This is a genomic window from Anaeromyxobacter sp. SG66 (genome assembly GCF_022690805.1).
Lineage (GTDB): Bacteria > Myxococcota > Myxococcia > Myxococcales > Anaeromyxobacteraceae > Anaeromyxobacter > Anaeromyxobacter soli.
The window spans coordinates 1-26,498 of sequence record NZ_JALCZC010000056.1 but is presented as its reverse complement, the minus strand read 5'-3'; the positions used below and the strand labels follow the sequence as shown (position 1 = coordinate 26,498).

General features: G+C 75.2%; 25 protein-coding genes and 1 pseudogene. 12 read left to right on the top strand and 14 right to left on the bottom strand.

Going from position 1 to position 26,498, the window contains the following annotated elements:
* A pseudogene (locus MNZ39_RS15260) lies at nt 1-480 on the bottom strand (hypothetical protein); the annotation flags it as partial.
* 144 nt (nt 481-624) lie between these two features.
* Here MNZ39_RS15260 and MNZ39_RS15255 point away from each other — a divergent pair.
* Together MNZ39_RS15255 and MNZ39_RS15250 are read left to right on the top strand one after the other, a co-directional pair.
* Nucleotides 625-2,223: an ABC-F family ATP-binding cassette domain-containing protein gene (locus tag MNZ39_RS15255; protein ID WP_242339937.1), complete on the top strand. Its 1,599-nt coding sequence runs from the start codon at nt 625-627 to the stop codon at nt 2,221-2,223.
* Between the two features lie 180 nt (nt 2,224-2,403).
* Nucleotides 2,404-3,213, top strand: coding sequence for a DUF4412 domain-containing protein (locus MNZ39_RS15250; protein ID WP_242339936.1), 810 nt, complete (start codon nt 2,404-2,406; stop codon nt 3,211-3,213).
* Nucleotides 3,214-3,232: 19 nt separating this feature from the next.
* On the opposite strand, the gene MNZ39_RS15245 is transcribed toward MNZ39_RS15250, so the two are convergent.
* A complete protein-coding gene (locus tag MNZ39_RS15245) occupies nt 3,233-4,024 on the bottom strand; it encodes a glycerophosphodiester phosphodiesterase (protein WP_242339935.1) in 792 nt (263 codons plus the stop codon).
* Between the two features lie 82 nt (nt 4,025-4,106).
* On the opposite strand from MNZ39_RS15245, the gene MNZ39_RS15240 reads away from it, so the two are divergent.
* Both MNZ39_RS15240 and MNZ39_RS15235 read left to right on the top strand, forming a co-directional pair.
* Complete coding sequence (locus MNZ39_RS15240; protein ID WP_242339934.1) at nt 4,107-4,940, top strand: SAM-dependent methyltransferase; 834 nt, start codon at nt 4,107-4,109, stop codon at nt 4,938-4,940.
* A 44-nt stretch (nt 4,941-4,984) separates the two neighbouring features.
* Nucleotides 4,985-5,719 (top strand): phosphatase PAP2-related protein, encoded by a 735-nt coding sequence (locus MNZ39_RS15235; protein WP_242339933.1) that lies wholly within the window; start codon nt 4,985-4,987, stop codon nt 5,717-5,719.
* 45 nt (nt 5,720-5,764) lie between these two features.
* Here the strand turns inward: MNZ39_RS15235 and MNZ39_RS15230 are convergent, their stop codons facing one another.
* Nucleotides 5,765-7,627, bottom strand: a complete 1,863-nt coding sequence (locus tag MNZ39_RS15230; RefSeq protein WP_242339932.1) for a TRAP transporter large permease subunit — start codon at nt 7,625-7,627, stop codon at nt 5,765-5,767.
* A gap of 73 nt (nt 7,628-7,700) precedes the next feature.
* On the opposite strand from MNZ39_RS15230, the gene MNZ39_RS15225 reads away from it, so the two are divergent.
* Nucleotides 7,701-8,612: a TRAP transporter TatT component family protein gene (locus MNZ39_RS15225; RefSeq protein ID WP_242339931.1), complete on the top strand. Its 912-nt coding sequence runs from the start codon at nt 7,701-7,703 to the stop codon at nt 8,610-8,612.
* A gap of 17 nt (nt 8,613-8,629) precedes the next feature.
* Complete coding sequence (gene dctP / locus MNZ39_RS15220) at nt 8,630-9,610, top strand: TRAP transporter substrate-binding protein DctP (protein ID WP_242339930.1); 981 nt, start codon at nt 8,630-8,632, stop codon at nt 9,608-9,610.
* Here dctP and MNZ39_RS15215 read toward each other — a convergent pair whose 3' ends face one another.
* Together MNZ39_RS15215 and MNZ39_RS15210 are read right to left on the bottom strand one after the other, a co-directional pair.
* Entirely contained in the window at nt 9,611-10,534 is a 924-nt protein-coding gene (locus MNZ39_RS15215; RefSeq protein ID WP_242339929.1) for a hypothetical protein, read from the bottom strand.
* Between the two features lie 40 nt (nt 10,535-10,574).
* Complete coding sequence (locus MNZ39_RS15210) at nt 10,575-10,943, bottom strand: response regulator (RefSeq protein WP_242339928.1); 369 nt, start codon at nt 10,941-10,943, stop codon at nt 10,575-10,577.
* Nucleotides 10,944-11,108: 165 nt separating this feature from the next.
* Here MNZ39_RS15210 and MNZ39_RS15205 point away from each other — a divergent pair, with 165 nt between their 5' ends.
* Genes MNZ39_RS15205 through MNZ39_RS15195 form a run of 3 tightly spaced genes read left to right on the top strand, consistent with a single transcriptional unit; the run spans nt 11,109 to nt 13,110 of the window.
* A complete protein-coding gene (locus MNZ39_RS15205) occupies nt 11,109-12,041 on the top strand; it encodes a DUF429 domain-containing protein (protein WP_242339927.1) in 933 nt (310 codons plus the stop codon).
* On the top strand, nt 12,032-12,676 hold the full coding sequence (locus MNZ39_RS15200; RefSeq protein ID WP_242339926.1) for a uracil-DNA glycosylase family protein: 645 nt from the start codon (nt 12,032-12,034) through the stop codon (nt 12,674-12,676). The genes MNZ39_RS15205 and MNZ39_RS15200 overlap by 10 nt, the downstream gene beginning before the upstream one ends.
* A complete protein-coding gene (locus tag MNZ39_RS15195; RefSeq protein WP_242339925.1) occupies nt 12,673-13,110 on the top strand; it encodes a septal ring lytic transglycosylase RlpA family protein in 438 nt (145 codons plus the stop codon). The genes MNZ39_RS15200 and MNZ39_RS15195 overlap by 4 nt, the downstream gene beginning before the upstream one ends.
* Before the next feature lie 56 nt (nt 13,111-13,166).
* On the opposite strand, the gene MNZ39_RS25000 is transcribed toward MNZ39_RS15195, so the two are convergent.
* The 5 genes from MNZ39_RS25000 to MNZ39_RS15170 all read right to left on the bottom strand — a co-directional run bounded on the left by MNZ39_RS25000 (nt 13,167) and on the right by MNZ39_RS15170 (nt 18,997).
* A complete protein-coding gene (locus tag MNZ39_RS25000; protein WP_242339924.1) occupies nt 13,167-14,621 on the bottom strand; it encodes a sensor histidine kinase in 1,455 nt (484 codons plus the stop codon).
* Entirely contained in the window at nt 14,618-15,307 is a 690-nt protein-coding gene (rpe, locus tag MNZ39_RS15185; protein WP_242339923.1) for a ribulose-phosphate 3-epimerase, read from the bottom strand. The genes MNZ39_RS25000 and rpe overlap by 4 nt, the downstream gene beginning before the upstream one ends.
* Before the next feature lie 81 nt (nt 15,308-15,388).
* A complete protein-coding gene (locus MNZ39_RS15180) occupies nt 15,389-16,711 on the bottom strand; it encodes a transcription antitermination factor NusB (RefSeq protein WP_242339922.1) in 1,323 nt (440 codons plus the stop codon).
* Nucleotides 16,708-17,649 carry a methionyl-tRNA formyltransferase gene (fmt, locus tag MNZ39_RS15175; protein ID WP_242339921.1) on the bottom strand — a complete coding sequence of 314 codons (942 nt, stop codon included), beginning with the start codon at nt 17,647-17,649 and terminating at the stop codon, nt 16,708-16,710. The genes MNZ39_RS15180 and fmt overlap by 4 nt, the downstream gene beginning before the upstream one ends.
* A 70-nt stretch (nt 17,650-17,719) precedes the next feature.
* Nucleotides 17,720-18,997, bottom strand: a complete 1,278-nt coding sequence (locus tag MNZ39_RS15170) for a glycerate kinase (RefSeq protein WP_242339920.1) — start codon at nt 18,995-18,997, stop codon at nt 17,720-17,722.
* Nucleotides 18,998-19,089: 92 nt separating this feature from the next.
* On the opposite strand from MNZ39_RS15170, the gene MNZ39_RS15165 reads away from it, so the two are divergent.
* Together MNZ39_RS15165 and MNZ39_RS15160 are read left to right on the top strand one after the other, a co-directional pair.
* Nucleotides 19,090-19,737, top strand: a complete 648-nt coding sequence (locus MNZ39_RS15165) for a hypothetical protein (protein ID WP_242339919.1) — start codon at nt 19,090-19,092, stop codon at nt 19,735-19,737.
* 16 nt (nt 19,738-19,753) lie between these two features.
* Entirely contained in the window at nt 19,754-21,295 is a 1,542-nt protein-coding gene (locus MNZ39_RS15160; RefSeq protein WP_242339918.1) for a HEAT repeat domain-containing protein, read from the top strand.
* 156 nt (nt 21,296-21,451) lie between these two features.
* Here the strand turns inward: MNZ39_RS15160 and MNZ39_RS15155 are convergent, their stop codons facing one another.
* The 4 genes from MNZ39_RS15155 to MNZ39_RS15140 all read right to left on the bottom strand — a co-directional run bounded on the left by MNZ39_RS15155 (nt 21,452) and on the right by MNZ39_RS15140 (nt 25,549).
* Nucleotides 21,452-22,831 carry an LETM1 domain-containing protein gene (locus MNZ39_RS15155; protein WP_242339917.1) on the bottom strand — a complete coding sequence of 460 codons (1,380 nt, stop codon included), beginning with the start codon at nt 22,829-22,831 and terminating at the stop codon, nt 21,452-21,454.
* Nucleotides 22,832-22,940: 109 nt separating this feature from the next.
* Nucleotides 22,941-24,017, bottom strand: coding sequence for a recombinase RecA (gene recA / locus MNZ39_RS15150; RefSeq protein ID WP_242339916.1), 1,077 nt, complete (start codon nt 24,015-24,017; stop codon nt 22,941-22,943).
* 185 nt (nt 24,018-24,202) lie between these two features.
* Nucleotides 24,203-24,805, bottom strand: coding sequence for a YqgE/AlgH family protein (locus MNZ39_RS15145; protein ID WP_242339915.1), 603 nt, complete (start codon nt 24,803-24,805; stop codon nt 24,203-24,205).
* Nucleotides 24,806-24,970: 165 nt separating this feature from the next.
* Nucleotides 24,971-25,549, bottom strand: coding sequence for an HPF/RaiA family ribosome-associated protein (locus MNZ39_RS15140; protein WP_242339914.1), 579 nt, complete (start codon nt 25,547-25,549; stop codon nt 24,971-24,973).
* Between the two features lie 368 nt (nt 25,550-25,917).
* Between MNZ39_RS15140 and MNZ39_RS15135 the strand changes: the two genes are divergently transcribed.
* Nucleotides 25,918-26,498, top strand: a 581-nt coding sequence (locus MNZ39_RS15135; protein ID WP_374202550.1) for a DUF6600 domain-containing protein, incomplete at its 3' end; no start/stop codon positions are given.

Below are 26,498 nucleotides of genomic sequence, written 5' to 3'. Positions count from 1 at the left end.
CCGCCAGCCGAGCGCGCCAGCGCCCGCATAACCGAGCGCCGCGAGCGCGACCGCAGTGGTGACGAGGGCGCCGCCGCCGGGCAAGGTCTCCTCGCCTTCGCGCGGCGACTGACGCGCAGGGGCCGCGGCCGCCGAGGCGGCGCCCGCCGCCGCGCGCGAGAGGAGGAGCGTCCCCGCGCCCCGCGACGCCCAGGCGAGCGCCCCCGCCGCGCTCCACAGGGCGGCCGAGAGCACCCCGCGGATCCTTCGGGCGGGCGCGCGCGCGGGGCGCAGCGCGAGGACGCCCAGCGCGAGCGCGGGGACGCTCGCGGCGAGCCCGAGCTGCAGATCGGTGAGCCACAGGTCGGCGCGCATCCGCTCCAGCACCGCGCCGAAGGCGGCGCGATCGAGGAGCGGCAGCGCGTGCACGAGCGCCAGGAGCGCAGCGGCGCGGGCGGCCGGGCGGGCGGGCAAGCGGGACTCGGCGCGGGGCGCCCTCACGCGGCGGGAGCCTAAACCGCGAGGGCGAGCGGGTCGAGAACGCGAACGCTGGCGGACGCTCGCCGCGCGCGGAGGGAGGCCGCTCCGGCGAGGGTTCGGCCGGCTCGCAAATACCCGGCGTTTCCGCTAAAACGCCCCGCGACCATGATCTCAGTGCAGAACGTCACCAAGGCCTTCGGCCCGAAGCGGCTTTTCGAGGACGTGAACGTCGCGTTCTCGCCCGGGAACCGGTACGGCCTCACCGGCCCGAACGGCGCGGGCAAGACCACCTTCATGAAGATCCTCGCCGGGGACGAGGACTCCGACACCGGCTCCGTTCTCCGGCCGAAGAAGCTCGGCATCCTCCGCCAGGACCACTTCCGCTTCGAGGACAACCGCGTCCTCGACGTCGTCCTCATGGGCAACGGCGGGCTCTGGGCAGCGATCCAGGAGAAGGAGGCGCTCCTCGCCAAGGAGGAGATCTCCAATGAGGACGGCACCCGGCTCGGCGAGCTCGAGGGGACCATCGCCGAGGAGGACGGCTACTCGGCGGAGGCCGACGCGGCGGAGCTGCTCCAGGGCCTCGGTATCGAGGAGCCCTGGCACGATCAGCCCATGCGGGCGCTCACCGGCGGCTACAAGCTGCGCGTCCTGCTCGCGCAGGCGCTCTTCGGCAAGCCCCAGGGGCTGCTCCTCGACGAGCCCACGAACCACCTCGACATCGAGTCCATCCGCTGGCTGGAGAAGTTCCTCCACGCCTACGAGGGCGTGCTCATCACCATCTCGCACGACCGCCACTTCCTGAACGCGATCTGCACGCACATCGCGGACATCGACTACGAGACGATCATCACCTACCCGGGCGGCTACGACGACATGGTCCGCCAGAAGGGCCAGGTGCGCTCGCGCGTCGAGTCGGAGAACGCGGAGAAGAAGAAGAAGATCGAGCAGCTCCGCGAGTTCGTGGCCCGCTTCCACGCCGGCACGCGCGCCTCCCAGGTCCAGAGCCGCATCCGCTCGATGCAGAAGCTCAAGCTCGAGGACATGAAGCGCTCGAACATCCAGGCGCCGTTCATCAAGTTCGAGCAGAAGGCGCCCTCGGGGAAGCAGACGCTCACCGTCGAGGGCATCGACAAGCGCTACGGCGGCAACGAGGTGATCCAGCCGTTCAGCGCGCTCGTCACCCGCGGCGAGAAGATCTGCGTCATCGGCAAGAACGGCGTCGGCAAGACCACGCTCGTGAAGATGATCGCGGGCGAGCTGCAGCCGGACCACGGTCACGTGAAGTGGGGCCACCAGGCGCAGGTCGGCTACCTGCCGCAGGATCAGCAGGGGGCGATCCGGCCAGGGACCACCGCGTTCGGCTGGCTGCGCGAGCTCGAGGACAAGCTCTCGAACGAGGAGATCTCCGGGCTGCTCGGCCGGATGCTGTTCTCGGGCGAGGAGCGGATGAAGCCCACCGCGACGCTCTCCGGCGGCGAGACGGTCCGGCTCCTGCTCGCGAAGCTCATGCTCTTCAAGGACAACGTCCTCGTCCTCGACGAGCCGACGAACCACCTCGACCTGCAGTCGATCGCGGCGCTCTCGGAGGGGCTGCAGCGCTACGAGGGCACCCTCGTCGTCGTCACGCACGACCAGGAGCTCATCCGCGAGGTGGGCACTCGCATCTGGGCGCTGCACCAGGGGGAGCCGGTGCTCGACTTCCCGGGCACCTTCGACGAGTTCGTCGAGAAGCACCCGGATCTCGCCAGCGCGCACGGCTGATCCTCCGTCCCGCCGGACGGCCGAGCGCGAGCGCGCCGGGGCGCGCGCGCCGCTCGCCGCGCAGGCCCTCGCCTCGGGTTCCCTCCGGGTGGGGCAGCAGGCGAGGTCTCCCGTGGCGCGCTGCCGCCGAGCGGCGCATCATCGGCCGGGCCGCTACTGGGGCGGCCGGGAGGGATGTCCATGCGTCAGCTCGTCGTCGCAGCGCTCTCGCTCGCGGTCGCCCTCGGCGCGCGCGGCGCGGAGTTCGAGGGCAGGGCCGAGTACCGGATGACGGGGGGCGAAGGGCCCGCGCGCGAGGGCCACGCCGTCGTGTACCTGTCGCCGAGGGGCTCGCGCAGCGAGCTCGACGTCGCCCCGCCGCCCGAGCTCGTGCAGCAGGGGCTGAAGGACCGGCTGCGGATGATCTCGATCGTGAAGGCGAGCGAGCCCGGGCGCGTGTACTTCCTGCACGAGGAGCGCAAGAGCTACAGCGTCGTCGACTCGAAGCGGGAGGGCGAGCCGCAGGAGCGCTGGACGGTGAAGCGCGCCGGGAGCGATCGCGTCGCGGGGCTCCGCTGCGATCGGGCCAAGGTCGAGAGCTCGGGCGGCGCGAGCTTCGACGTCTGCGTGACGCGCGAGCTCGGGACCGTCGCGGGCTGGGCGGCGGCGAGCGGCGACGCGGACTCGGCGCTGCCGCGCGCCCTGAAGGAAGCCGGGCTCGACGGCCTGCCGGCGCGCTGGGTCCTCCTCGACGCGAAGACGGGCGAGCCGCGCATGAAGATGGAGCTCGTGAGCGCGAAGAAGCAGAAGGTGCCGGCCTCGATGCTCGAGGTGCCGGCCGGCTACGCCCGCACGGAGTCGCCGGTCGCCTCGCCGGAGATGCAGCAGAAGATGGAGGAGGCGATGAAGCAGCGCGAGGAGGCGCAGAAGAACCTCCCGCCGGAGCAGCGCAAGAAGCTGGAGGAGCTGATGAAGCCGCCCGCGGGCGAGGCGCCGCCGGCCGGCAAGTGACCCCGACGCGAGCGGGGCGTCAGCGGCCCAGCACGGCGCGGAGCACGTCGGGCCGATCGGTCACGATCGCGTCGACGCCCATCGCGAGCAGCGCGCGCATCTCGTCGGCGGCGTCGACCGTCCACGCGTGCACGGGCATGCCGCGCCCGTGGAAGTGCGCGATGACCGGCGGGCAGACCACCTCGAGCTCGTTCATGCGCGCCGGCAGCGAGGCGAGCGCGTAGCCGCCGGGGCAGGCGGACGCGTCGCCGCCGGAGAGCGCCGCGAGGACGTGGCAGGTGGCGGCCTCCTGCGGCAGGTACCGCGCGCAGGCGGGGAGGAGCGCCCCCAGGCGCTCGGCCTGCGCGTCGAAGAACGATCCCACGCAGACGCGGTGCTCCGCGCCGGCCGCCCGGATCGCCGCCGCGAGCGCCTCGGCGAGCGCCGGCTCCTCGGACTTCGCGTCCACGATGAAGCGCATGGCCGGGTAGCGCGCGAGCGCCTCGGCGAAGGTGGGGATCCGGACGCCCGTGCCGCGGCGCGGAAAGGTGCGGCCCCCGTCCGGCGTGAAGCCGAACGCGGCGTCGAGCGTCCGGAGCTCTTCGAGCGTCCGGCCCTCGACCGTCCCGGGCGCGCCGGTGATCCGCTCCGTGGTCTCGTCGTGGAAGACGACCAGCACGCCGTCTCGCGTGCGCCGCACGTCGGTCTCGATGGCGTCCGCGCCGAGCTCCGCGGCCACGTCGAAGGCGGGGAGCGTGTTCTCCGGGGCGAGGGCGCTGCCGCCGCGGTGGGCGACGAGCCAGGGGGAGGGGAGGGAGAGGAAGGGGTGCATGGGTCGGGTCGAGGGCGAGATCGGGGGCGAGGATCGAGATCATCTTCGATCTCGGCGCCTCCCTCGGTTACAACACGCCCGCATGCGCCGCCAGGTGAAAGGGGAGGCCGTCCGCCGCGAGCTCCTCCCCGGCACGTCCACGGAGCTCCTGAAGGAGCTCCACCTCCTCACGCGCGCGGGCGATCTCAACGCGGACAGCCTGCGCAAGCTCAAGCAGGTGAACCACCTCGCGGGGCTCCTCGCGCCGGCGCTCGACGACGTGCTCGGCCGCTTCGGCGACCCGGTCGTCGTGGACTGCGGCGCGGGCAAGAGCTACCTCGGCTTCGTCCTCTACGAGCTCTTCCTCCGGCCGGCCGGCAAGGGGAGCCTCCTCGCGGTCGAGTCGCGCCCGGACCTCGCGCGCGCGGGCGCGGAGCGCGCCGCGCGGCTCGGGTTCGACCGGCTCCGCTTCGTCGAGGCGCCCATCGCGGGCGCGCCCGTGCCCGAGCGCGTCCACGTCGTCACCGCGCTCCACGCCTGCGACACGGCCACGGACGACGCGCTCGCGCTCGCCATCCGCCACGGCGCGGACCACGTCGCGGTGGTGCCGTGCTGCCAGGCGGAGGTGGCGCGCCAGCTCGCCGGTGCGCCGGCGCCGTCCCCTCTCCTCGCGCCGCTCTTCGACCACCCCTGGCACCGGCGCGAGTTCGGGTCGCACCTCACGAACGTCGTCCGCGCGCTCGCGCTCGAGGCGGCCGGCTACAAGGTGACCGTCACCGAGCTCACCGGGTGGGAGCACTCGGTGAAGAACGAGCTCATCCTCGGCAAGAAGGTGCGGGCCTCCTCGCGCGAGGCGAAGGAGCGGCTCGACGCGCTCGTGGCGGCGGCCGGGGTCCGGCCGAAGCTCCTCCGGCTGCTCGCGGGCGAGCCGGCGTAGGCCGCCTTTGCGCGCCGGCGCCGGCGCGTGGGATAAGCCCGCCCGTGGACCTGCGACGAACAGAGGGTGAGCGGGTCGAGGTCGCCGCGATCGAGGCCGAGGGCCCGCGCGGGCTCGCCGGCCTGCGCGCGCTGTGGCGCGCCGTGCTCGGCGCGCTCGCCTTCCGCGCCGCCTGCTACGCGGTCATGACCGCCGCGGCGATCTGGAACGAGCGGCGCCTCGCGCCACCGCTCCCGGACCTCGTGCTGTCGGCGGTGCCGTACGTCGACTGGATCGCCCGCGCGAACTACGTGCTCTGGCTCGTCGCGTACGTCCCGCTCGCGCTCGCGCTCCTGTGGCGCGCGCCCCGCCGCTTCGCCCGCTACACCGTGACGGGCGGCCTCGTCTCGCTCGCCCGCGGCGCGACGCTCGTCCTCACCGGGCTCGGCGCCCCGCCGCCGCAGGTCGGCGGCGTCGGGATCGCGGGCCACGGGTTCGGCGAGGTGTTCCTGTCCCTCGTTTCCCCGTGGCAGGTGTTCGCCGACGGGTCCATGCGCGCCTACCTCACGCAGGATCTGTTCTTCTCGGGCCACACCGCGACCACCTTCCTGCTCGTGCTGTACGTGTGGCGCTCGCCGCCGCTCCGCGCGGCCGCGCTCGTCGCCCACGTGCTCGTCGTCGCGTCGGTCTTCCTCTCGCACCTGCACTACGCGATCGACGTGGTGGGCGCGTACGCGGTGACGTTCGCGATCTTCGCCTTGCGCGAGGGCTGGCCCGCCCGCGCGGGCGACGGGGCCTGAAGGCCGCGCCGCGCGCTCCCGGCTACGGGCCAGCGCGGGCCGCGCTCACTTCCCGACGAGCAGCTCGACGACGCCCGTCGTGATGGCCGGCAGGTAGGTGATGGCGAGCACGCCCGCCGCCATGATGAGCAGGAACGGGAAGGCCTTGCGGTACATGTAGGGCAGGGGCTTGCCGAAGCGCGAGGCGGCGAGGAAGAGGTTCAGGCCCATCGGCGGGAACAGGAACCCGAGCTCGAGGTTCGCGAGGAACACGACGCCGAGGTGGATGGGCTCGATCCCGTAGGCCGCGCCGAGGGGCGCCACGAGGGGGGCGAGCACCACGATCGCCGAGTAGATCTCGAGCACGCTCCCGAGGACGAGGAGCACCGCGTTCAGCATGAGCAGGAAGAGCGCCGGGCTCTTCACGGTCGCGGTCATCCACTCGACGAGCCGGGTGGGGATCTCCGCGTCCACGAACCAGGAGGTGAGCCCGAGCGCCGTGCCGAGCAGGATGAGCACGCTGCCGACGAGGGCGGCCGCGTCCACGAGCACGCGCGGCAGATCCCGCAGCGGGTGGATGGAGCGGAAGATGAAGAGCTCGACCACGATCGAGTAGGCCGCCGCGAGCGCCGCCGCCTCGACGATGGTGGCGAACCCGGTCGCGACGGAGACCACGACCAGGGTCGGCAGGCCGAGGTCCCACTTCGCCGCCCACAGCGCGGCGGCCGCCTCGCGCGGCTCGAACCGCTCGCGCGGCGCGTGGGAGCGGATGCCGACCGCCACGCCGTACGCGGCGACGATGACGATCATGAGCAGGCCCGGGACGAGCCCGCCGAGGAACAGGTGGTCGATGGGCGCCTGGGCGACCACGCCGTAGAGGATGACCGGCAGCGAGGGCGGGAAGAGCAGACCGAGCGAGCCGGAGGCGGTGACGAGCCCGACGGAGAAGTCCTCCGGGTAGCCCTCGCGGCGGAGCGCGGGGAGGAGGAGCCCGCCGAGCGCGAGGATCGTGACGCCGGACGCGCCCGTGAACGTCGTGAAGAGCGCGCAGACGAAGGTCGCCATGATGGCGACGCCGCCGGGCATCCAGCCGAAGATCCCCTTGTACGCGCGGACCAGCCGCTGCGCGGCGCCGCCCTCGGCGAGCACGTAGCCGGCCGCGGTGAGGAGCGGGATCGCCGGCAGCGTGGCGGAGGAGACGAGGTTGAACGTGGCCGTGGGCACCGCCGCGATCGCCTCGGAGCCCCCGTCGCGGAAGAACAGGGCCATCGCGACGCCGCTCATCGCGACGAAGACCGGCGCGCCGAGCAGGAACGCCGCGAGCACGATCGCGAGGAGGATCCAGACGAGCGTCGGCCCGGGCTCGACCGCGCCGAGCACGAAGGCGGAGGCGGCGAGGGCGAAGGCCGCGGCGCGGGTCGCCCAGCGCTCCGCGCCGGCCCCGTCGCCGGCGCGCCAGGCGAAGCGGAGCGCCATGAAGCCGAAGCCGATCGGCATCACGAGCTCGCTCCACGCCACGCGGATGCCGAACGCCACCGTCCCGAAGCCCCTCCACTCGACGGCCACGAGCCGGGCCGACGCCCACGCGAGGAGCGCGCAGGCGGCCGCCGACACGGCCTGGGTGAAGAACCGTGCCATCCGCCGCGGGCGTCCCGCGGGGACGAGCTCGATGGTCGAGAGGGCGAGGTGGTGGCCGGACGCGGTGGCGAGCAGCGCGCCGAGGAAGCCGACCCACAGCGTGATGTGCTGCGCGAGCACCGCGGAGCCCGGCAGCTCGCGCCCGGTGAAGCGGCGCGAGACCGTCGAGGCCGCGGGGAGGGCGACCATCGCGAGGAGGAAGAAGGCGAGCAGGCCGCGCTCGAGCCGCGTCCCGGCGGCGCGGGCGGGAGCGACCTCGGAGTCGGGAGGGAGCGTGGATGGGGCGGTCACGAGAAAGTCGATTGACCCGTCAGGGAGGGGCAAATATGACTACCACGAACTCCCCTCAGCCGCGCCCTTTCCCGTGAAGCGACTCCTGCTCGTCACTGCACTCTCCGTCACCGCTGCGTCCCTCACCGGCTGTCGCAGCACCGCCATGTCGTTCGTCTCCGACGCCGTGGCCCAGAGCGGCTCCGCCTACGGGTCGGACGACGATCCCGAGCTCGTCCGCGAGGCCGTGCCCTTCGGCCTCAAGACGATGGAGGGGCTCCTCTCCGAGAACCCGGAGCACGAGGGCCTGCTCCGGGCCCTGGCGGGCAACTTCACCCAGTATGCGTACGCGTTCGTCCAGTCGGACGCCGATCGCGCGGACCTCGACGGCAACCTCGACGCGGCCCGCGCCGGCCGGGAGCGGGCGCGCAAGCTGTACCTCCGCGCGCGCGACTACGGCCTGAGGGCGCTCGAAGAGCGGCACGAGCACCTCTCGGCGCAGCTCCGCGAGGGGCGGGATCTCGCCAAGGCGCTGAAGCGCGCCGAGAAGCGGGACGTGGAGGCGCTCTACTGGACGGCGTCCGCCTGGACGCTCGCCATCGCGAACGGCAAGGGAGACATGGCGCTCGTGGCCGAGCTCCCGATCCCGGTCGCCATGATGGAGCGGGCGCTCGCGCTCGACGAGCGCTGGGGGGAGGGGGCGCTGCACGAGTACTTCGTCTCGCTGGACGCCGCCCGCGGCGAGCACGAGGGCGGCGGCCCGGCGCGCGCGAAGGCGCACCTCGACCGCGCGCTCGAGCTCTCGTTGAACAAGAAGCTGGGCCCGCGCGTCGCTTATGCAGAGGGAACCCTGGTGAAGCAGCAGGACCGGGCCGCGTTCGAGCGCGAGCTCGAGGAGGTCCTGCGGGCGAACGCCGAGGAAGTGCCGAAGTACCGGCTCGCGAACATCCTCGCGCAGCGGCGCGCGCGCGTCCTGCTCGACCACGTCGAAGACCTGTTCCTCTGATCCCCAAGGAGATCCCCGTGAAGAAGCTGCTCCTCGCCGCGCTGCTCGCGGCGCTCGCCACCGCCGCCCGCGCGCAGACCGTGACGCTGAAGCTCGGCACGCTCGCGCCGCAGGGCTCCACCTGGCACGACCTCCTCCGCGAGATGGCCCAGAAGTGGGAGCAGGCGTCGGGCGGGAAGGTGAAGCTCCGCATCTACGCAGGCGGCGCCCAGGGGTCCGAGGGCGACATGGTCCGCAAGATGGGGATCGGCCAGCTCCAGGCGGCCGCCATCTCGAACGTCGGCATGCACGACGTCATCCCCGAGCCCCAGGCGCTGAGCGTGCCGTTCCTGTTCCAGAGCGAGGGGCAGATGGAGTGCGCCTTCGACAAGGTGCGCCCCCGCGTGGAGCAGGCGCTCGAGAAGCGCGGCCTCATCGCGCTGCAGTGGAGCCGGATCGGGGCGATCCACCTGTTCTGCGACTCGCCGTTCAAGACCCCCGCCGAGATGAGCCGGGCGAAGATCTGGGCGTGGGAGGGCGATCCCAAGAGCGTCGAGGCGTTCCGGGCGGCCGGGATGCAGCCGGTCGTGCTCTCCGCGAACGACATGTACCCGTCGCTCCAGACCGGGATGATCAACTGCGTCCCGAACGTCCCCCTCTACGTCCTCACCGCGCGCCTGTTCGAGAAGGCGAACAACATGATGGACGTGTCCTGGTCCTACATGATGGGGGCGACCCTCGTGCGGAAGGACGCGTGGGAGAAGATCCCGGCGGACCTCCGGCCGAAGCTGCTCCAGATCGCGAAGGAGCTCGGGCAGAAGGTCGACGTCGAGGTTCGCCGCCTCAACGCCGACGCCGTCGGCGCCATGCAGAAGCAGGGCCTGCAGGTCGTGAAGGTCGACGCCGCCCCGTGGCGCCAGGCGATGGAGCGGTCGTGGCCGGTCGTGCGCGGCGGCGTCGTCCCGGCGGAGTTCTTCGACGCGGTGAAGGCCGCGCGCGACGCCTGCCCGGCGAAGTAGTCAAAGGTCCGCGCCCGCGACGAAGCGGGCGAGATCGCGCCGCAGCGCGCGGCAGGCGAAGATCAGGGTGAGGTGGCCGCGCGGGTAGCTCCGCGCGGTCGCTCCCCAGGCCGCCGCGAGCCCGAGCGCGCCCGCGCTGAGCGCGATCCGATCCTCCCGTCCCACCGCCACGAGCACGCGCCGCGCGGTCGGCCGGCGCGCGTCCGCGCGGAAGGGCGCGAGCATGCGGGAGAGCGCGTCGGGCGGGGGCGCCGGCGCGCCGGCGCGGCGCGCGAGGGCGAGGTAGCGCCGGCCGATGCGGGTGCCCGCGAACACCGCCGCCAGATCCGCCGGAGGCGCGACGAGCGCCGCGAAGTCGAGCGGCTCGGGCGCGGTCGCGGCGAGGGCGGCGGCGAGCGCGCCGAGGGAGAGCCCCACCACCCCGACCGATCCCTCCCCGCGAGCGCGGGCGAGCGCCGTGAGGACCCTGATCTCGAGCACGAGCTGCTCGAACGCCCCGCGCAGCGCGGGGAGGTCGGGCGAGACGAAGCCCTCGCCGCTGCGCGTGCCCGGAGGCGAGCGCTGCAGGTGGCGCGGCGGCACGAGCGTCCAGACGTCGAGGCCCGCGCGCGCGAGGAGCCGCGCGTACCCGGCGACGACGGCGAGCCGCGGCACCTTCCACGGCGGCACCAGGATGGCGGTTCCCCGCCGGGCACCGCGCGCGGCGCGCGCGTGCACGGCCATCCTGTCGTCGCCCGGGGCGGGGCGCGGCGACTCCGCGAGCCAGTCCCCCTCCCGCGGCGGCGCCGCGGGGAGCACCGGCAGCGGCCCGAAGCAGTCGAGCGGCACGCCGGGGGCCGCGCGGAAGCCGACCGCCGGACGTACGCGGCGATCCTCCGTCCACATCGCGAACCCGTCGATCGCGCGGTCGAGGAGCGGGGCCATCGGCGACTTCACGAGCCGGGCGGCACCACCGGTCGCAGCCTCAGCACAGCCTGTGGATCGTGTCGATGAGCGAGTCCAGATCGAACGGCTTCGCGAGGAACGCGGCCGCGCCGAGCCCTGCGACGGCGCGCCGGTCCGCGGCGTGGTTCGCCGACACCACCACCGTGGGGATGCCTGCGATGCGCGGGTCCTCGCGCTGGGCGGAGCGGAACGTCCAGCCGTCCATCACCGGCATGGTGAGGTCGAGCAGGATGACGCTCGGTGCAGCGGAGCGGGTGAGGTGCGCGAGCGCCTCGGCGCCGTTCGCGGCGCAGGAGACCTCGAAGCCTTCGTCCTGGAGCAGCTCCGCGAGCGTCTGCCGGATCGCGGTGTCGTCCTCGACGACGAGGATGCGGGCGGGGGAAGCCACGTTCGGCTGCACATTAGGCAGCGGGATCCCGTCCGGGAACCCGGGTACGCGAGGTGGCCCCAATCGAGACTCGCGCCGGGGTGATCCGGGGTGCGCCGTTGACACTCATGGCAAGCGAAAGGTAAACGCACCGGTCGCGCCGCGTGCGCCGGAGAGTCCAGGAAGATGTCGGAGAACGAGGGCACGAGCAGCTCTGCCGCGGCGGTGTTCGGCCGCGCGCGCCCGCCCTCGTTCTCGCTGCCGGATCGCGGGGTCGTCATCGGCCTCCGCTGGAGCGGCGTCGAGGGCGCGGGCAACCAGATCCTCGCCGCCAAGATCGAGTGCGGCCGGACGAAGACCAGGCTCACGCGGTTGTGGCGTCCGTTCACCGACGCGCCGGGCCGGCGCGACGTGCACGCGCGCTTCGCCGCCTGGGTCGCGGAGGAGGCGAAGTGGGCCGAGGGGCGCCTCGTCCTCGGCGTGGACTTCGCCCTGTCGCTCTCGGAGACCCACCTCCGCCAGCTCGGGCTCCTGCGCCAGGCCATCCGCGGGCCGGCGGTGCTCGGCCGGAACCTCCACGAGCGGTTCGTCGGTCCGGGAGGCGACTTCACCGAGGGCGCGGCGAAGTTCCGGGACGAGCTCGGCAAGGATCGCCCGCGCGCGACCGACTGCTACCGCGCAGAGGTCGGGGCGCCGACGAGCGCGCGCAGCTACCGCCAGACGTTCTTCGGGCTGTGCACGCTCGCCCAGGTCCAGGCGAGCTTCCTCCCCTGGGATCCGCCGCAGACCGGCAAGCCCGCCGTGGCGGAGGTGCGGCCCGCGCACGTCGCCCGCGTCGTCTGCGGCGTCTGCGCCTACCGCGACGACGACCGCGACGGCATCTCTCGCGCCTCGACCCGCGCGGCGATCCTCCGCACCCTCCGCAGCGCCTCGAAGCTGGAGTTCGAGATGGAGCAGGCCGCGCAGGTCGTCGAGGACGGCCGCGGCGACCACCTCGACGCGGTCCTCGCCGCCACCGGCGCCGCGGCCGCGTGGGAGGACGGGTTCCAGGGCGTCCCGTCGAACGTGCCGCGCTCGGAGGGCTGGATCCACTCCGTGCGCGAGGAGCCGTGGCGCTGAGCGCGGGGCGCGCCGCTGCCGCCGCCGCGCTCGCGGCGGTGCACCGCGACATCCAGGCGTTCCAGCCGCGCGGCTTCGGTCCGCCCGTGCACGGCCCGGCCGTGGCGAGCCGCATCTTCCTCATCGGTCAGGCGCCCGGCCCGCACGAGGCGCGGTTCGGCCGCCCCTTCGCGTGGACGGCGGGCAAGACGCTCTTCCGCTGGCTCGAGCGCGCGACCGGCGCCGACGAGGAGACGGTGCGGGCGCGCGTCTACATCAGCGCCGTGGTGCGCTGCTTTCCCGGCAAGACGAAGGGCGGAGGGGACAGGGTCCCCACGCCCGACGAGTGCGCGCTGTGGCGGGGCTTCGTCGCCCGAGAGGTGGAGATCCTCGCGCCGCGACTCGTCATTCCGGTCGGCCGGCTCGCCATCCAGGAGGTGCTCGGCCACACGGAGCCCATCGCGGCCGTGGTCGGACGCACGCTCAGGACGCAGTTCCACGGGGTGGACGTCGACGTCATCCCGCTCCCGCATCCGTCCGGGGCCTCCACCTGGTTCAAGATGGAGCCGGGGCGCACCCTGCTCGACCAGGCGCTCACGCTGCTCGCGAGTCACCCGGAGGTCGCGCGCACCTTCCGGCGGAGGGCGCGGCCGTGAGCGCTCGGCGCCCGCGCACGCTCGGCCGGGTCGCGCCGGTCGCCGTGCTCCTCGCCGCCCTCGCCGCCTGCACCCACGCCCCGCGTCGCTCGGAGCCCGAGGAGTCGCCGCGCCCGTCCTCGGCCGCGCCCGCGGGCGAGGAGGGCGAGGTCGGCCTCGCGAGCTTCTACGCGAGGAAGTTCCACGGCCGGCGCACCGCGAGCGGGGCGCGCTACGACATGCACGCCATGACCTGCGCGCACCCCCGGGCGCCGTTCGGCGCGCGCCTCAAGGTCACCGATCTCGAGAACGGGCGGAGCGTCGTCGTCACCGTCACCGACCGCGGGCCGTTCAAGCGCGGGCGGGTGGTCGACCTCTCGATGGCGGCGGCGCGCAAGCTCGGGATCGTCGACCGCGGCCTCGCCCGCGTCCGCGTGGAGGCGGTCGAGGACTGACCGGCCCCCGGGTCGCGGGCGGGCCGTGAAGGCGCGGCCCGCGTCGGATCGGTCGATCAGCCGCCGAGCTCCGGCAGCTCCAGCACGGCGCGCGTGCCCTTGCCCGGCTCGCTCTCGAGCCAGAGCGCGCCGCCGCTCCCCTCCACCACGCCCCGCGAGATGGCGAGCCCGAGCCCGCGCCCGCGCCCGTCGCGCTTGGTCGAGAAGAACGGCTCGAACGCGCGGCGGAGGACGTCGGGCGGCATGCCGGCCCCGTCGTCGGAGACGGTGATCCGCACGGCGCCCCCTCGCCGCTCCGCGCGCACCTCGACGCGGCCGGCGCGCCCCTCCGGCACCGCGTCGGCGGCGTTCGCGAGCAGGTTGCCGAGCACGTGCGCGACGCTCTCCGGCCGCGCGCGCACGGAGAGGCCGGCCGGGATCTCCTCGAGGATCCGGATCCGGTCGCCCGCGCGGATGCGGGCGTGGGACACGCTCGCCCGCACCACGTCGGCGACGACGGCGCGGCCGCCAGGCTCCGCGGCGGCGGCCCCGCCCGCGTCGGCGAGCGCGCGGACGAGCGTGCCGAGCCGCTCGAGCGCCGCGAGCGCGTCCGCGATGGCTTCGCGACCCTCGTGGCCCGAGCCGTCCGCGCGCCGCAGCCCGTCCTCGAGCAGGCGCAGGTTCGTCGTGATCACCGCGGCCGGGTCGCGGATCTCGTGGGCGACCGCGGTCGCGAACCGGCCCAGGGCCGCGAGCTTCTCGGACTGGTGCAGCGCGGCCTGGGCCTCCGCGAGCGCGTGCGTGCGGGTGTCGACGAGCTCCTCGAGCCGCGCGCGCATCGACTGCAGCGCGCGCGCGTTGTCGGAGAAGCGCACGGTGATCGTCCAGTAGACCGCGACGATCGGCACGATGAAGCCGGTGTCGAGGAGGTACGGCGTCGGGAACCGGCCCGTCGTCGCGAACGCGTCGTTGAGGCCGAAGAGGATCAGGGTCCCGAAGGCGGCGGCGTGGACGCCGGCGTGCCGGATGCCGGCGCGCCAGGCGCGCACGAAGCGCCACCAGGTGACGAGCGAGGCGCCGAGGAGGACGGCGAAGACGGCGTAGCCGAACGTGGTCGGGAGGGCGTCCCGGTAGACGGCGCCGAACGCCGGCACCTCGTGGCTGACGACGTCGTACGTGAAGACCACGCCGGGGATGAGCGCGAGGGCGGCGAGCAGGAGGAACGCCCGCCTCGCCGCGTGCTGCCACCGGCCGGGCTTCAGGCCGGCGAACGTCTCGGAGTAGCCGAACCAGGCCCAGAAGTGCACGAGCGCGCTCGCCACCTGGAACCGCGAGGTGAGCGTGACGATCGGATCGGGGAGCCCGAGCGTCGTCGCGAGGTTGCACACCGCGTAGGCCGCCGCGGAGAACGCGACGAGCGAGAAGCGGTGCTGATCGCGCCAGCCGGGCGCGAGCGAGAGCCGGCGCGAGAGCGCGCCGGCGAGCACCGCGACGAGCGCCGCCGACGCGGCGATGGCCGCGGCGACGTTCACCTCCGGCCACCGGCCGCGCGCGCACCCTCCGCGCCGGCGCGGATCGCGTCGATGGCGGCCCGGTAGTCGGGGGCGCCGAACACGGCGGTCCCCGCGACGAGGACGTTCGCGCCCGCGCCCGCGACGAGGGCCGCCGTCTCGGGCTTCACCCCGCCGTCCACCTCGATCTCCAGCGCCGGGTTGCGCGCGTCGGCGAGCGCCCGGAGCTGGCGGATCTTGTCGGTGCACGCGTCGATGTAGCGCTGGCCACCGAACCCGGGGTTCACGGTCATGACGAGCACCATCTCGCAGTCGCCGATCACCCACTCGATCGCGGAGAGCGGCGTCGAGGGGTTGAGCGCGACGGCGGGCCGCGCGCCGGCGGCGCGGATCGCCTGCAGCGTGCGGTGCAGGTGCGGGGACACCTCGGCGTGGACGGAGACGAGGTCGGCGCCCGCCCGGGCGAACGCCTCCACGTAGCGCTCCGGCTCGACGATCATGAGGTGCGCGTCGATCGGCAGCTTCGTCACCTTCCGGACCGCCTCGACCACGAGCGGCCCGATGGTGATGTTCGGCACGAACCGGCCGTCCATCACGTCCACGTGCACGACGTCCGCGCCCGCCGCCTCGATCGCGCGCACCTCCTCGGCGAGGCGGCCGAAGTCGGCGGAGAGGATCGAGGGGGCGATGCGGATCGGCAGGGGCATGGGGCGCACAGTCTACGCGAGACCGGCCGGCGCGTGGGCCGCGGCGCGGGGCGGCGAGGGTCCGCGGCGCGGACCCCGAACTCACCGTACGAGCCGTGCCGCGTAGAAGCCGTCGGTCCCGTGGCGATGGGGCACGGTGAGCAGGTCGCCGTCGGGCGTGAGCACGTCCGCCGGCACCGCGCCGCCCCCGGCGCGGGCGAAGCCTGCGCGCAGCGCGCCCGCGACCACGTCCGGACCCTCGGCGCGCGAGAGCGAGCAGATCGAGTAGGTCACCGGCGCGCCCGGTCGAGCGTAGCGCGCGGTGCTCGCCAGCACGGCCGCCTGGAGCTCGGCCATCCGGGTGAGATCGGCGGGCGTCCGCCGCAGCTTCAGCTCCGGGTGGCGCCGGAGGGTGCCGAGGCCGGCGCAGGGCGCGTCCACGAGCACGGCGTCGAAGCTCTCGGGCTCGAGGCCCGGGATGGGGCGAGCTGCGTCGGCGCAGATCACCCGGACGCCGGTGAGGCCGCGGCGCGCCGCCTCGCGGGCGAGCTCCTCCGCCTTGCGCGGGTGGAGCTCCACCGCGACGACCTCGGCGCCGGGCGTGAGCAGCTCGGCGAGGTGGAACGCCTTCCCGCCGGGGGCGGCGCAGGCGTCGAGCACGCGCGCGCGCGTCCCGCGGAGCGCGCCCGCCGCGTAGAGGGTGACGAGCTGAGCGGCCTCGTCCTGCACCTGGAAGGCGAGCCCGCCCGCGGCCCGCGCCAGCGCGGCGACCGAGGTCCCCGCGAGGACGATCCCGTCCGGCGAGCGGGGCGTGGGCTCGGCGGCGAGGCCGGCCGCCCGGGCCCGCGCGAGCAGGGCGTCGCGATCCGGCGAGCGCACCGTGAGCGCGGCCGGCTGGTTCATGCCGCGCGCGAGCGCGAGCGCCTCCTCCGGTCCGAGCCAGGAGACCCACTCCTCCGCGAGCCAGCGGGGCAGCGCCTCGGCCACCGCGACGTGCCCCACCGGATCGACCGCGAGGGCGGGCGGCTCGGGCAGGGTCGACGCGCGCGCGAGGGAGCGCAGCACGGCGTTCACGTAGCCCGAGGCGCGCCCGTGGTCTACCGCCTTCACGAGCGAGACGGTCTCGCCGACGGCCGCGTGGGCCGGCTTCCTGAGGAAGAGGAGCTGGTAGGCGCCGAGCCGGAGCGCGACGCGCGCGGCGGGATCGAGCGCGTCCGCCGGGCGCCGCGAGTGCGGCGCGAGCGCGCCGTCGAGGGCGAGCGCGCGGCGGAGCGTGCCGTAGACGAGCTCGGTCGCGAGGCCGGCCTCGCGCGGGTCGAGCGCGCCGGCGCCCGCGAGCGCCGCGTCGAGCGCGCGCGACGCGGAGGCGCCGCCCTCGTCCACGCGGCGCAGGACCTCGAAGGCGATCTGGCGTGCGGTCGTCATGTGCCGAACGTGAAGGTGCGACGGCGCAGGCCGTTCGCGAAGTCGACCGCGGCCTGCGGGGGCTTCCCCTCGGGCTGCAGCCGGGTGACGAGGAGCGCGGTCCCCTCGCCGCAGCGCACCGCGACGCCGCGCCCCGGCACGACCGCGGCCGCCCCGGGGGCGTCCGGCGCCGCCGCCGCGGCGGCGGGATCCTCGACGACCTCGAGCAGCTTCACGGACCGTCCCTCGAGCGTGGTCGTCGCCCCGGGCCAGGGCGTGAACGCCCGCAGCCGGTCGCGGAGGCGCCGGGCGCGGACCGTCCAGTCCACCCGCCCGTCCTCCTTCTCGAGGATCCGCGCGAGGGTGGCGCGCGTCCCGTCCTGTCTCACCGGCACGAGCTCGCCCGCGGCGAGGAGCGCGAGCGCCGCGACGAGCGCCTCGCCGCCCAGCGCGGCGAGCCTCGGCGCGAGCGTCTCGGAGGTGTCGTCGGGGCCGATGGGGAGGACGCGCTGGAGGAGCACGTCGCCCGTGTCGAGCCCCTCGTCCATCTGCATGATCGAGACGCCCGTCTCCGCCTCGCCCTCGGCGATCGCCCACTGGATGGGCGCAGCGCCGCGGTACTTCGGCAGGAGCGACCCGTGCACGTTGAGCGCGCCGTGCGGCGCGAGCTCGAGGAGATCGCGGCCCAGGATCCGCCCGTACGCCGCGACGGCCAGGAGGTCCGGGCGGAGCTGCGCGAGCTCGCGCGCGAGAGAGCCGTCGCGGACCTTCACCGGCTGCAGCACCGGGACGCCGTGCTCGCGCGCCCACGCCTTCGTCGCCGGCTCGCGCAGCGCCTGCCCGCGGCCGGCCGGGCGATCCGGCTGCGCCACCACCGCCGCGATCTCGTGCCCGGCGCGCGCGAGCGCGTCGAGCGGGGGTACGGCGAAGGCGGGAGTGCCCATGAAGACGATGCGCATGAGGGGGTCTGTATAGGCGGGGTCGAGGTCGGGGTCCATCGGGGCGACGAAGGTCGCGGTCGGGTCGGGGTCACTCGACCGCCACCATCACCAGATCGCACACGTGCGTCCCCGTCTCGAAGCGCGGGATGGCGGCGGCGAGCGCGGCGCAGGCGGGGCCGGAGCGCGCCTCGGCGAGCGCCGCGTCGAGATCGATCCCGGCCCGGGCCGCCTGTCCCGCCGTCTCGCCGTCCACGACCGCGCCCGCGTGCTCGGTCGGACCGTCGCGCCCGTCGGAGCCCGCGGCCAGGACGGCGGCGCGCAGCCCGGCGATCTCCTTCGCCGCGAGCAGCGCGAGCGCCTGCGCGCGGCCTCCGTCGGGGTTGGCGGCGGAGGCCGGGACGTGGATGGTCGGCTCGCCGCCGAGCGCGAGGAGCCGCCGGCCCTGGCCCGCGTTCGCGCGCGCCCACGCGCCGAGCTGCGCCGCCACCTTCGCGACGTCGCCCACGAGCGGCGCGGGATCCGCCTCCGCGTCGAGCCCCCGCCCGCGAGCAACCTCGGCGGCGGCGCGGGCGAGATCCCCCGGGCCGGCGAGGAGGCGGTGCGCGATCGCCGCGAAGCGCGGGTCGCCCGGCTTCGGCGTCTCGCGGCCCGCCGCCGACTCTTCGTCCACGAACGCGCGCACAGAGGCGGGCAGGGCGGCGCGGGTGCCGGTGCGGGCGAGGACCGCCTCGACGTCGGCCCAGGTGGTCGGATCGGGCACGAGCGGCCCGGACGCGATCGTGGAGAGGTCGTCGCCCGGCACGTCGGAGAGGACGAGCACGCGCACCGGCGCGGGCGCGAGCCGCGCGCCGAGGCGGCCGCCCTTCAGCGCGGAGAGGTGCTTCCGGACGGCGTTCAGCTCCTGGATCGTCGCGCCGGCGCGCATCACGGCCGCGAGCGCGTCCGCCTTGTCGTCGAGGGAGATCCCCGCCGGCGGGGCCACGGCGAGCGCGCTGCCGCCGCCCGAGAGGAGCACGAGCGCGGCCGACCCGCCGTTCGCGTCGGCCCAGGCGGCGATGGCCTCGCCGGCCTCGAGCGAGCCGCGCGTCGGGCGCGGGTGGCCGGCCGCGAGGGTGCGCACGCCCGCCGGCGCCCGCGTGCCCTCGGGGTGGACGCAGAGCGGGTCCGACGCGCGCGACCCCAGCACGGCGAGGGCGGCCTCGATCATCGGCGTCGCGGCCTTTCCGAGGGCGAGCACGCGGACGGGGCCCGCGGGGAGCGGCTCCTCCGCGAGCGCCTCGGCGACGCGCCGCGCCGCGCCGAGCTGCGCGACGGCGGTTCGGTAGATGTCCCCACACGTGGAGGCGAGTGGGCGTGGAACCTGCATCGTCACCTCCCGTGCGACGGCGTCGTTGCGGTGCGAGGGGCAAACGATAGAATCGCGGGGGCCCGGCGTCGCGGGGCCGGAGGGAGCATCGCATGGCCGAGGCATCCGCCGCAGCCGACGCGCCCGGCGCAGCCGTGAAGCGGCGGCAGGTCCTCGTCGACCGCGGCTTCCAGCTCAAGTACGCGCTCCTCATGGCAGGCGCCGGGCTGCTCATCGCGGTCGTGTTCGGGCTGTGGCTCCACCAGGTCCACGCGCAGGTGACCGCGCTCGTCGCCGCCGATCCGGAGACCCGCGCCCTCGTGGCGCGCAGCGACCGCGTGCTCCTCTGGGCGTTCGCCGCGATCGCGCTGCTCCTCGCCGGCTCCCTCGGGCTGCTCGGCGTCGTCATCACCCACCGCGTCGCCGGCCCCATCTTCGTGATGGGCCACTACCTGCGCGTCCTCTCCGAGGGTCGGTTCCCGCAGATGCGCACCCTCCGCAGGAGCGACGAGCTCAAGGCCTTCTTCCGGACCTTCATCGAGGCCGTCGAGCGGATGAAGGCGCGCGAGGCGCGGCACGCGGCGGTCCTCGAGGACGCCCTCGCGCGGATGCGCGCCGCCGCGGTGCGCTCGCCGGAGCTCGCCCCCGCCATCGAGGCGCTCGCCGCCGCCGCGCGCGAGCGGCGCAGCGCCCTCGCCCTCGACGATCCCGAGCCCACGCCGCTCGCCGTCCCTGCGCCGCAGCGGCACGCCGCGCCCTAGCCAGAGAGGTCCCCACATGCGAACCCTCCCCGCCGTAGCCGCCTGCCTCCTCCTCGCCGCGTGCGGGAGCCCCAGCGATCCCGCCGGTTGGGCGAAGCGCGCCGCGAGCCGCAGCCGGCTCGACGAGAAGCTCGACGCGCTCTCCCACGTCCGCAAGGCGCCCGGCGATCGGGCCGCCGCCGTGCCGTACCTCGTGGAGGTCCTCGCGCAGGCGCCGCGCGCCCGCGCCGAGGCGGCCGTGGCGCTCGGCGAGATCGGCGACTCGCGCGCCGCCGCGCCCCTCCTCGCCGCCCTCGATCCGGCGCCCAAGGATCGCGACACGGTCGACGCGAACCGGCGGATCGCCGAGGCGCTCGGCGCGCTGCGCGCGCGCGAGGCCGTCCCGGCGCTGAAGCAGCTCACGGCCTCGTCCGACGGGTACACGCAGGTCGCCGCGGTGGACGCGCTCGGCCGCATCGGCGATCCCTCGGCGGTGGACACGCTCGTCAAGATCGCCACCGGCGACGGCGTCGAGCCGTTCACCGCCAAGAAGGCGCTCCTCGCGCTCGGCTCCATCGCCGATCCGCGCGCCGGCAAGGCCGTGCTCCGCATGCTCTTCGACGAGCGGCCGGGCGTGTCCTTCTTCCCGGAGGCGGCGTTCGCGGCCTACCAGATCGGTCCGCCCATGGCGGCCCCCCTCATCGCGGTCCTGGAGGGCCGCGACGCCGAGCTCGCCGGCTGGGCACGTCAGCGCGGCGTCGTGCAGGGCGCGCTCTACGCCAAGTCCGCGCAGCTCCTCGGCGACGTCGCGGGCGCGGAGGCGGTCCCGGCGCTCGTGCAGAAGCTCTCCTACCAGGACGCGGACCCCCGCCTCGCGCTCTACGTGCGCGTCTTCGCCGCCGAGTCGCTCGGGCGCATGCGCGCCCGCGAGGCGGTCCGCCCCCTCGCGGACCTCGTCGCGCGCGAGCGCGACCCGGACGTGCGCGACCGCTACTGCGACGCGCTCTCCCGCATCGGCGACGCCGGCGCGGTCCCGGCGCTCCGCAGCGCGGCGTCCTCGCAGGACGCGCGGCTCCGCGACGCCGCGCTCGCCACGCTCTCCCGCCTCGGCGGCGCCTCCGAGCGTTCGGTCGTGGAGGCGGCGGCGCAGCGCGTCTGCGCCGCGGGCTGCGACGCCGGGCGCGAGGCCGCGTTCAAGGGCATGCTCGCGCGGCTCGACGCCGCCGCCGCTTGCGGCGGGGACGCGAGCTGCTGGACGGGCAAGCTCGCGGATCCCAGCGCGGCAGTGCGCGATCGCGCGGCGCTCGAGGTGGGGCGCGCGGGCGGCGCGAAGCAGGCCGCGGCGCTCGCCGACGCGCTCGTGCGCCCGGTCGAGCAGGACGCCGACCTCGCCGCGCGCTACCACGCGGTGCTGGGCCTCGGCTGGATCGCCTCCCGCGAGCCGCTCGGAGCGGCCGGCGCGGACCTCGCCGCGAAGATCGACGGCATGATCTCGCACGATCGCGGCCGGACGCTCACCGCCGGCGTGAACGAGGACGCGCTGCGGCTCGCGACGCGGCTCCGCCGCGCGGCGCGGTAGCAGCGAGCCGCGGTTCACTCCCGGGCGCGGTCGCCTCGGCGATCGCGCCCGGCTCGTCTCCAGGGCCTCACCGCCGGGCGCTTCCGACGACCTGGAGCACGGGCCCGCCCTGCGGCGACGGGCCGCGGCCATCGGGATCGACGGCCGTGCGCAGCCCTACCTCGCCGCCCGCTTCCGCTTCGAGGCGCCCGGGCGCTCCCAGGAGCTCGGCAGGAGGCTGAAGGGCAGGAGCTTCGCGACGAGCGGGAGGAGCAGCATCCCTCCGGGCGCGGCGAAGATCGCGAGGGCGGGCACGGCCTTCGCGAGATCGACGAGCTGCGCCTTCACCTTGCGCTTCTCGTCCTGCGTGAGGGCGTTCCCCGCCGCCGCCTTCGCGAGGAGCTGCCCGAGCTCGCCGGTCTCGCGGATCTCCGTGACGAGGGCGTCGAGGTTGTCGGTGACGGCCGTGGAGACGCGCTCCACCACCACGTCGGTGGCGGCGTCGAGGTCGGCCGTGAACACGTGCCAGCCCGAGCTGCCGCCGTCGCCGAGCGCCTCGAGCCAGTCCGCGTGATCCGCGTGCTGCGCGGCGGCCTCGATCTCCGCGGCCGCGATGACCTGCGCGTCGAGCCGGGCGGCGCGCGCGAACGACTCGACCCACGCTGCCGGCGCGTCGTGCACGAGCTTCAGCCCGAGCTGGGCGAGCCGGAGCTGCTCGAGGAGGAACCCGCGCACGCGCTCCGGCGTGGCCTCGGCGAGGGCCTCGGGCGACCGGGGCGAGGTGATCGCGTGGCGCGTCTCCCGGGTCGCCGCGCGGTCGAGGCCGAGGCGCGCGATCTGCCGGTGGCGCACGGCCTGGACCGGCGCGCCCGAGAGGCCCGCCGCGCCGAGGAGGCCGGCGAGCGCCTCCGCGAGGAGGGCCGACTCGCGCACGGCGTAGGCGCCGTGGCGCGCGAGGGCTTCGGCCACGAGGCGCCCGTCCCGGTGGTACCCGCAGACGACGCGCGCGAGCCGGCGGCGCAGCACGGCCACGGCCCCGGCGTGGAGGGGCAGCGCGTGCGCCGGATCGCCGGGCGGGTAGAAGCGCGCATGGAGCGCCTCCGCCGCGGCGCGGGCGGCTCGATCCACGGCGCGATCGCTCGCGCCGCCTGGCTGCTCGGGCTCCGCGGCGATCGCGACGGCGTGCTCGCCGACCGCGGCGGCGAGCGCCGCGGCGATCTCGGCACGGCGGCGGGCGCGCACGAACGGATCGCCGCGCAGGAGCGCGAGATCGAGGGCGAGCCCGATGTGCGCGCGGATCTCCTCGATGAACGCGTCCGCGGCAGAGGACGCGGGTGCGCGGCTGCCGTCGGAGGCACCGGGCCGCCCCACCGCGACCCGGCGCCTGAGCGAGCGCGTGACGAGCAGGTTCGCCGCCGGCGCGAGATCGAGCGGAGACGCGCCGGCGCCGCGCACCTCGGCGGGGAGCCTGGCGCGGGCCTGGTCAGGATCGTGGCGGAGGAGCTCCTCGTCGAGGAGCTTCCCCAGCCACCGTCTGTCGGTGAGCCGTCTCGGCACGTGGCGTCCGGGCCGGCGAGTGTAGCGCGCTTCGTCCGGGTCTCGCTCGCCCGCCCGGGTGGAAAGGCGGGAGGGGCGGAGGCCCTCGGCCGGTGAAAAGGCTGGAAGATCAGCGGGCCGACTTGGCCCGGCCCTTCTTCTCCTCGGGCTCCTCGGGGGGCGGCGCGGGGACCGCCACCGGGCCGCGGTGGATCCCGAACTTCTCGAAGGTCTTCCCCTCCACCTGCTGCAGCACCTCGGGGTGCTCGCGGAGGAACGCCTTCGCCTGCTCGCGGCCCTGGCCGATCCGCTCGCCGCCGAAGCTGAACCAGGTGCCGCTCTTCTCGACGATGTTCTCGTTCGAGGCGAGGTCGAGCAGGTCGCCTTCGCGGCTGATCCCCTGGCCGTACATGATGTCGAACTCGACCTCCTTGAACGGAGGGGCGACCTTGTTCTTCACCACCTTCACGCGGGTGCGGTTGCCGATGATCTGGTCGCCGTCCTTGATCGCGCCGATGCGGCGGATGTCGAGCCGCTGCGTGGCGTAGAACTTGAGCGCGTTGCCGCCGGTGGTCGTCTCCGGGTTCCCGAACATCACCCCGATCTTCATGCGGATCTGGTTGATGAAGATGACGATGGTGGAGGACTTGGAGATCGTGCCGGTGAGCTTGCGGAGCGCCTGGCTCATGAGGCGCGCCTGCACGCCCATGTGCGCGTCGCCCATCTCGCCCTCGAGCTCGGCCTTCGGCACGAGCGCGGCGACCGAGTCGACGACGAGCACGTCGATGGCGCCGGAGCGGACGAGCGTCTCGGCGATCTCGAGGGCCTGCTCGCCGGTGTCGGGCTGCGAGATGAGGAGGTCGTCGGTGCGGACGCCCAGCCTCCGCGCGTAGCCCACGTCGAGGGCGTGCTCGGCGTCGACGAACGCCGCGATGCCGCCCTTCTTCTGCGCCTCGGCCACCGCGTGGAGGGCGAGGGTCGTCTTGCCGGAGGACTCCGGGCCGTAGATCTCGATGATGCGGCCGCGCGGGAACCCGCCGACGCCGAGGGCGATGTCGAGCGAGACCGAGCCGGTCGAGACCGCCTGGACGTCCTTCACGAGCGCCTCCTCGTTGCCGAGGCGCATGATCGAGCCCTTCCCGAAGGCCTTCTCGATGGACGAGACGGCCAGCTCGATCGCCTTCTCCTTCTCCGGTGCGACGGCCATTTCTTTCGTCTCCTTGCGGGGGGCGCCTTCAGCGCTCCCGGCGACTTGCGCGGTGGAGGTCTCTCCTAGCAGCGCGCCCTGACAGGCGCTTTCGTCGGGACCTGAACAGATGGATACTGAACGGACGGTCGGCCGTCAAGGAGACGGCCAGGCGCATCCCGGGTACCCCTCGAGACGCACGTGGGTCAGGCCGACGCCCCGCCGCCGCCGACCAGGAATCCCCCCGGCTCCAGGCCGAGCCGGCGCACCGCGGTGTCCCAGCGCTTCTCGAGCGGCACGTCGAACACGAGCGAGCTGCCGTCGAGCTCGAGCGGCACCCACGCGCCGGCCGCCACCTCCCGCTCGACCTGCATCGGCGCCCAGCCGGAGTAGCCGAGCAGGAGCAGGAACGGATCGCCGGCGCCCGGAGCGCGCACGAGCGCCTCCAGCAGCTCGCGCGAGCCGCCCAGGGAGAGGGCGTCGCCGACCTTCACCGCGCCCTCGGCGTCGGCCGCCACGGTCCCTGGCCGGAAGAGGATCCAGAGCCGCTCCGGCTGGACCGGGCCGCCCACGAGCACCGGCGCGTCGGCGCGGCCGTGCGCCTCCGCAGCGCGGCGCAGGTCCTCGTCCACGCTCGCGAGCACCTCAGCGACCGTCACCGGACCGGGGCGATTCACGACGAACCCGAGCGCCCCCTCGCCGTGGTGCTCGGCCATGAGCACGAGCGAGCCCGCGAAGTTCGGGTCGGAGAGGGCGGGAGCGGCGACGAGGTAGCCGGGGGCGAGGCCGGAGGGTGCAGGGCTCTGCATGGTTTCTCCGCGGCCGCCCGACGGGGCGCGCCGCCTCCAGATCTCGCGCGGACGGCCGCGTCGCGCAACTCGCAGCCGCGAAAACGAGAGGGGAGCGCCCCCCTCGGCCGCCGGGCCGCCTCGAGGCGCCCGTCCGATCCCGCCTTCGCGCCGCCCGCGCCGGCTTCAGTGCGCCGGCGCGCTGCGGCGGACCGGGAGCGGGTCCACCGTGCTCGCCTGCGGGCCCTCGTCGCCGCTCTCCTCGACGAAGCGGACGCCGCGGCCGACCTCGAGCCGCGGGAACTGGCCACGCACCACCGCGTTCGCGTGGAAGTAGACGTCGCGCCCGTCCGGCGTGCGCAGGAACCCGTAGTGCTCGTCCGGGAACAGGCGCACCACCACCCCCTCCGTAGCTGCCGCGTGGGCCTTCACGCGGCCGTCGAGACGCCGCACGCGATCCTCGAGCTGCCGCCGCGCCTCGCGAAAGGCCTGCTTCACCACCGCGTAGAGATCCTCGTGCGTATCCGTGCCCAGGGGGGGATTGCGCCCCACGACGATCCTGCCGCGCGGGATCGACACCTCCAGCCGGACCCGGTACTGGCCGCCGCTGTGCCGGTGATGCCGGCTCGGCGCCTCGAGCCTCACCGTGCACCCGACGATCCGGTCCGAGGCGCGCTCGAGTCGCGCCGCCTCGGACTGGATGAGCGTCGCCACCGCCTGGGAGGGCGTCACGTTCCGCCAGCCGATCTCGATGGGCTTCTGCATCGCGTCACCTCCGCCTGCCTAGCGCCTGCCGCGCCGAGACCGGCGGCCCCGGCGCCGCACCCTCATGCTACGTCCGGCACCCGGCCCGGCGCCGCAGAGAGGCGGGGCGCTCCGGAGGTGGCCTGCGTACGAACCGCGGTGCCCCCCGCTCCCGCCCGTGCCGCGCGCGCTCGACGGTGGCCCGCCCGCCGGGCGGAGCGGCGCACGCCCGCGCGGCGCGTGCCACCGAGCGCGCCGACCCAAGGTGCTCCGTTGCGGCGCGCGCGCCCGCGGCGGGATCCTGGGGACGTGCCGAGGCCGCGCGGCGCCCGCGTCAGCGTCACGGCACGCGGGCGCGGCCACGCGCAGCGCGGCCGGGAGGGCAGGCCATGAGGTGGCGATCGCTGCTCGGTGCGCTCCTCCTCTGCGGCGCCGGCGTCCTGCCGGCGCGCGCGGTCGCGGAAGGCCCGCAGGCGGGGGTCTCGTTCGAGCTCTTCGAGGAGGGGCTCGCGCCGTACGGGGAGTGGATGGTGGCGGGCAGCTACGGGCGCGTGTGGCGGCCCGTCGGTGCCGGGCCCGACTGGCGCCCCTACGTGGACGGCGAGTGGGTCTGGACGGACGAGGGCTGGTACTGGGCGAGCGACGAGCCGTGGGCGTGGGCGACGTACCACTACGGCCGCTGGATCTTCGATCCCTGGCTGGGCTGGATCTGGGTGCCCGGGCATGCGTGGGCGCCGGCCTGGGTCGCCTGGCGCGTCGGGGGCGGCTTCATCGGGTGGGCGCCCCTGCCGCCCGGCCTGGTGACGTGGTGGGTGGACCCGGCGCCCATCGCGGTGACGTACTGGGTGTTCGTGCCCGCGCCGCGGTTCGTCGGCCACCCGGTCCGACCCGCGCTCGTGCCGCCCGCGCGCGTCCCGGACATCCTGCCGAGGACGCGCCCCGCGCCGCCCCGCCGCGCCGGGGTGGCCCG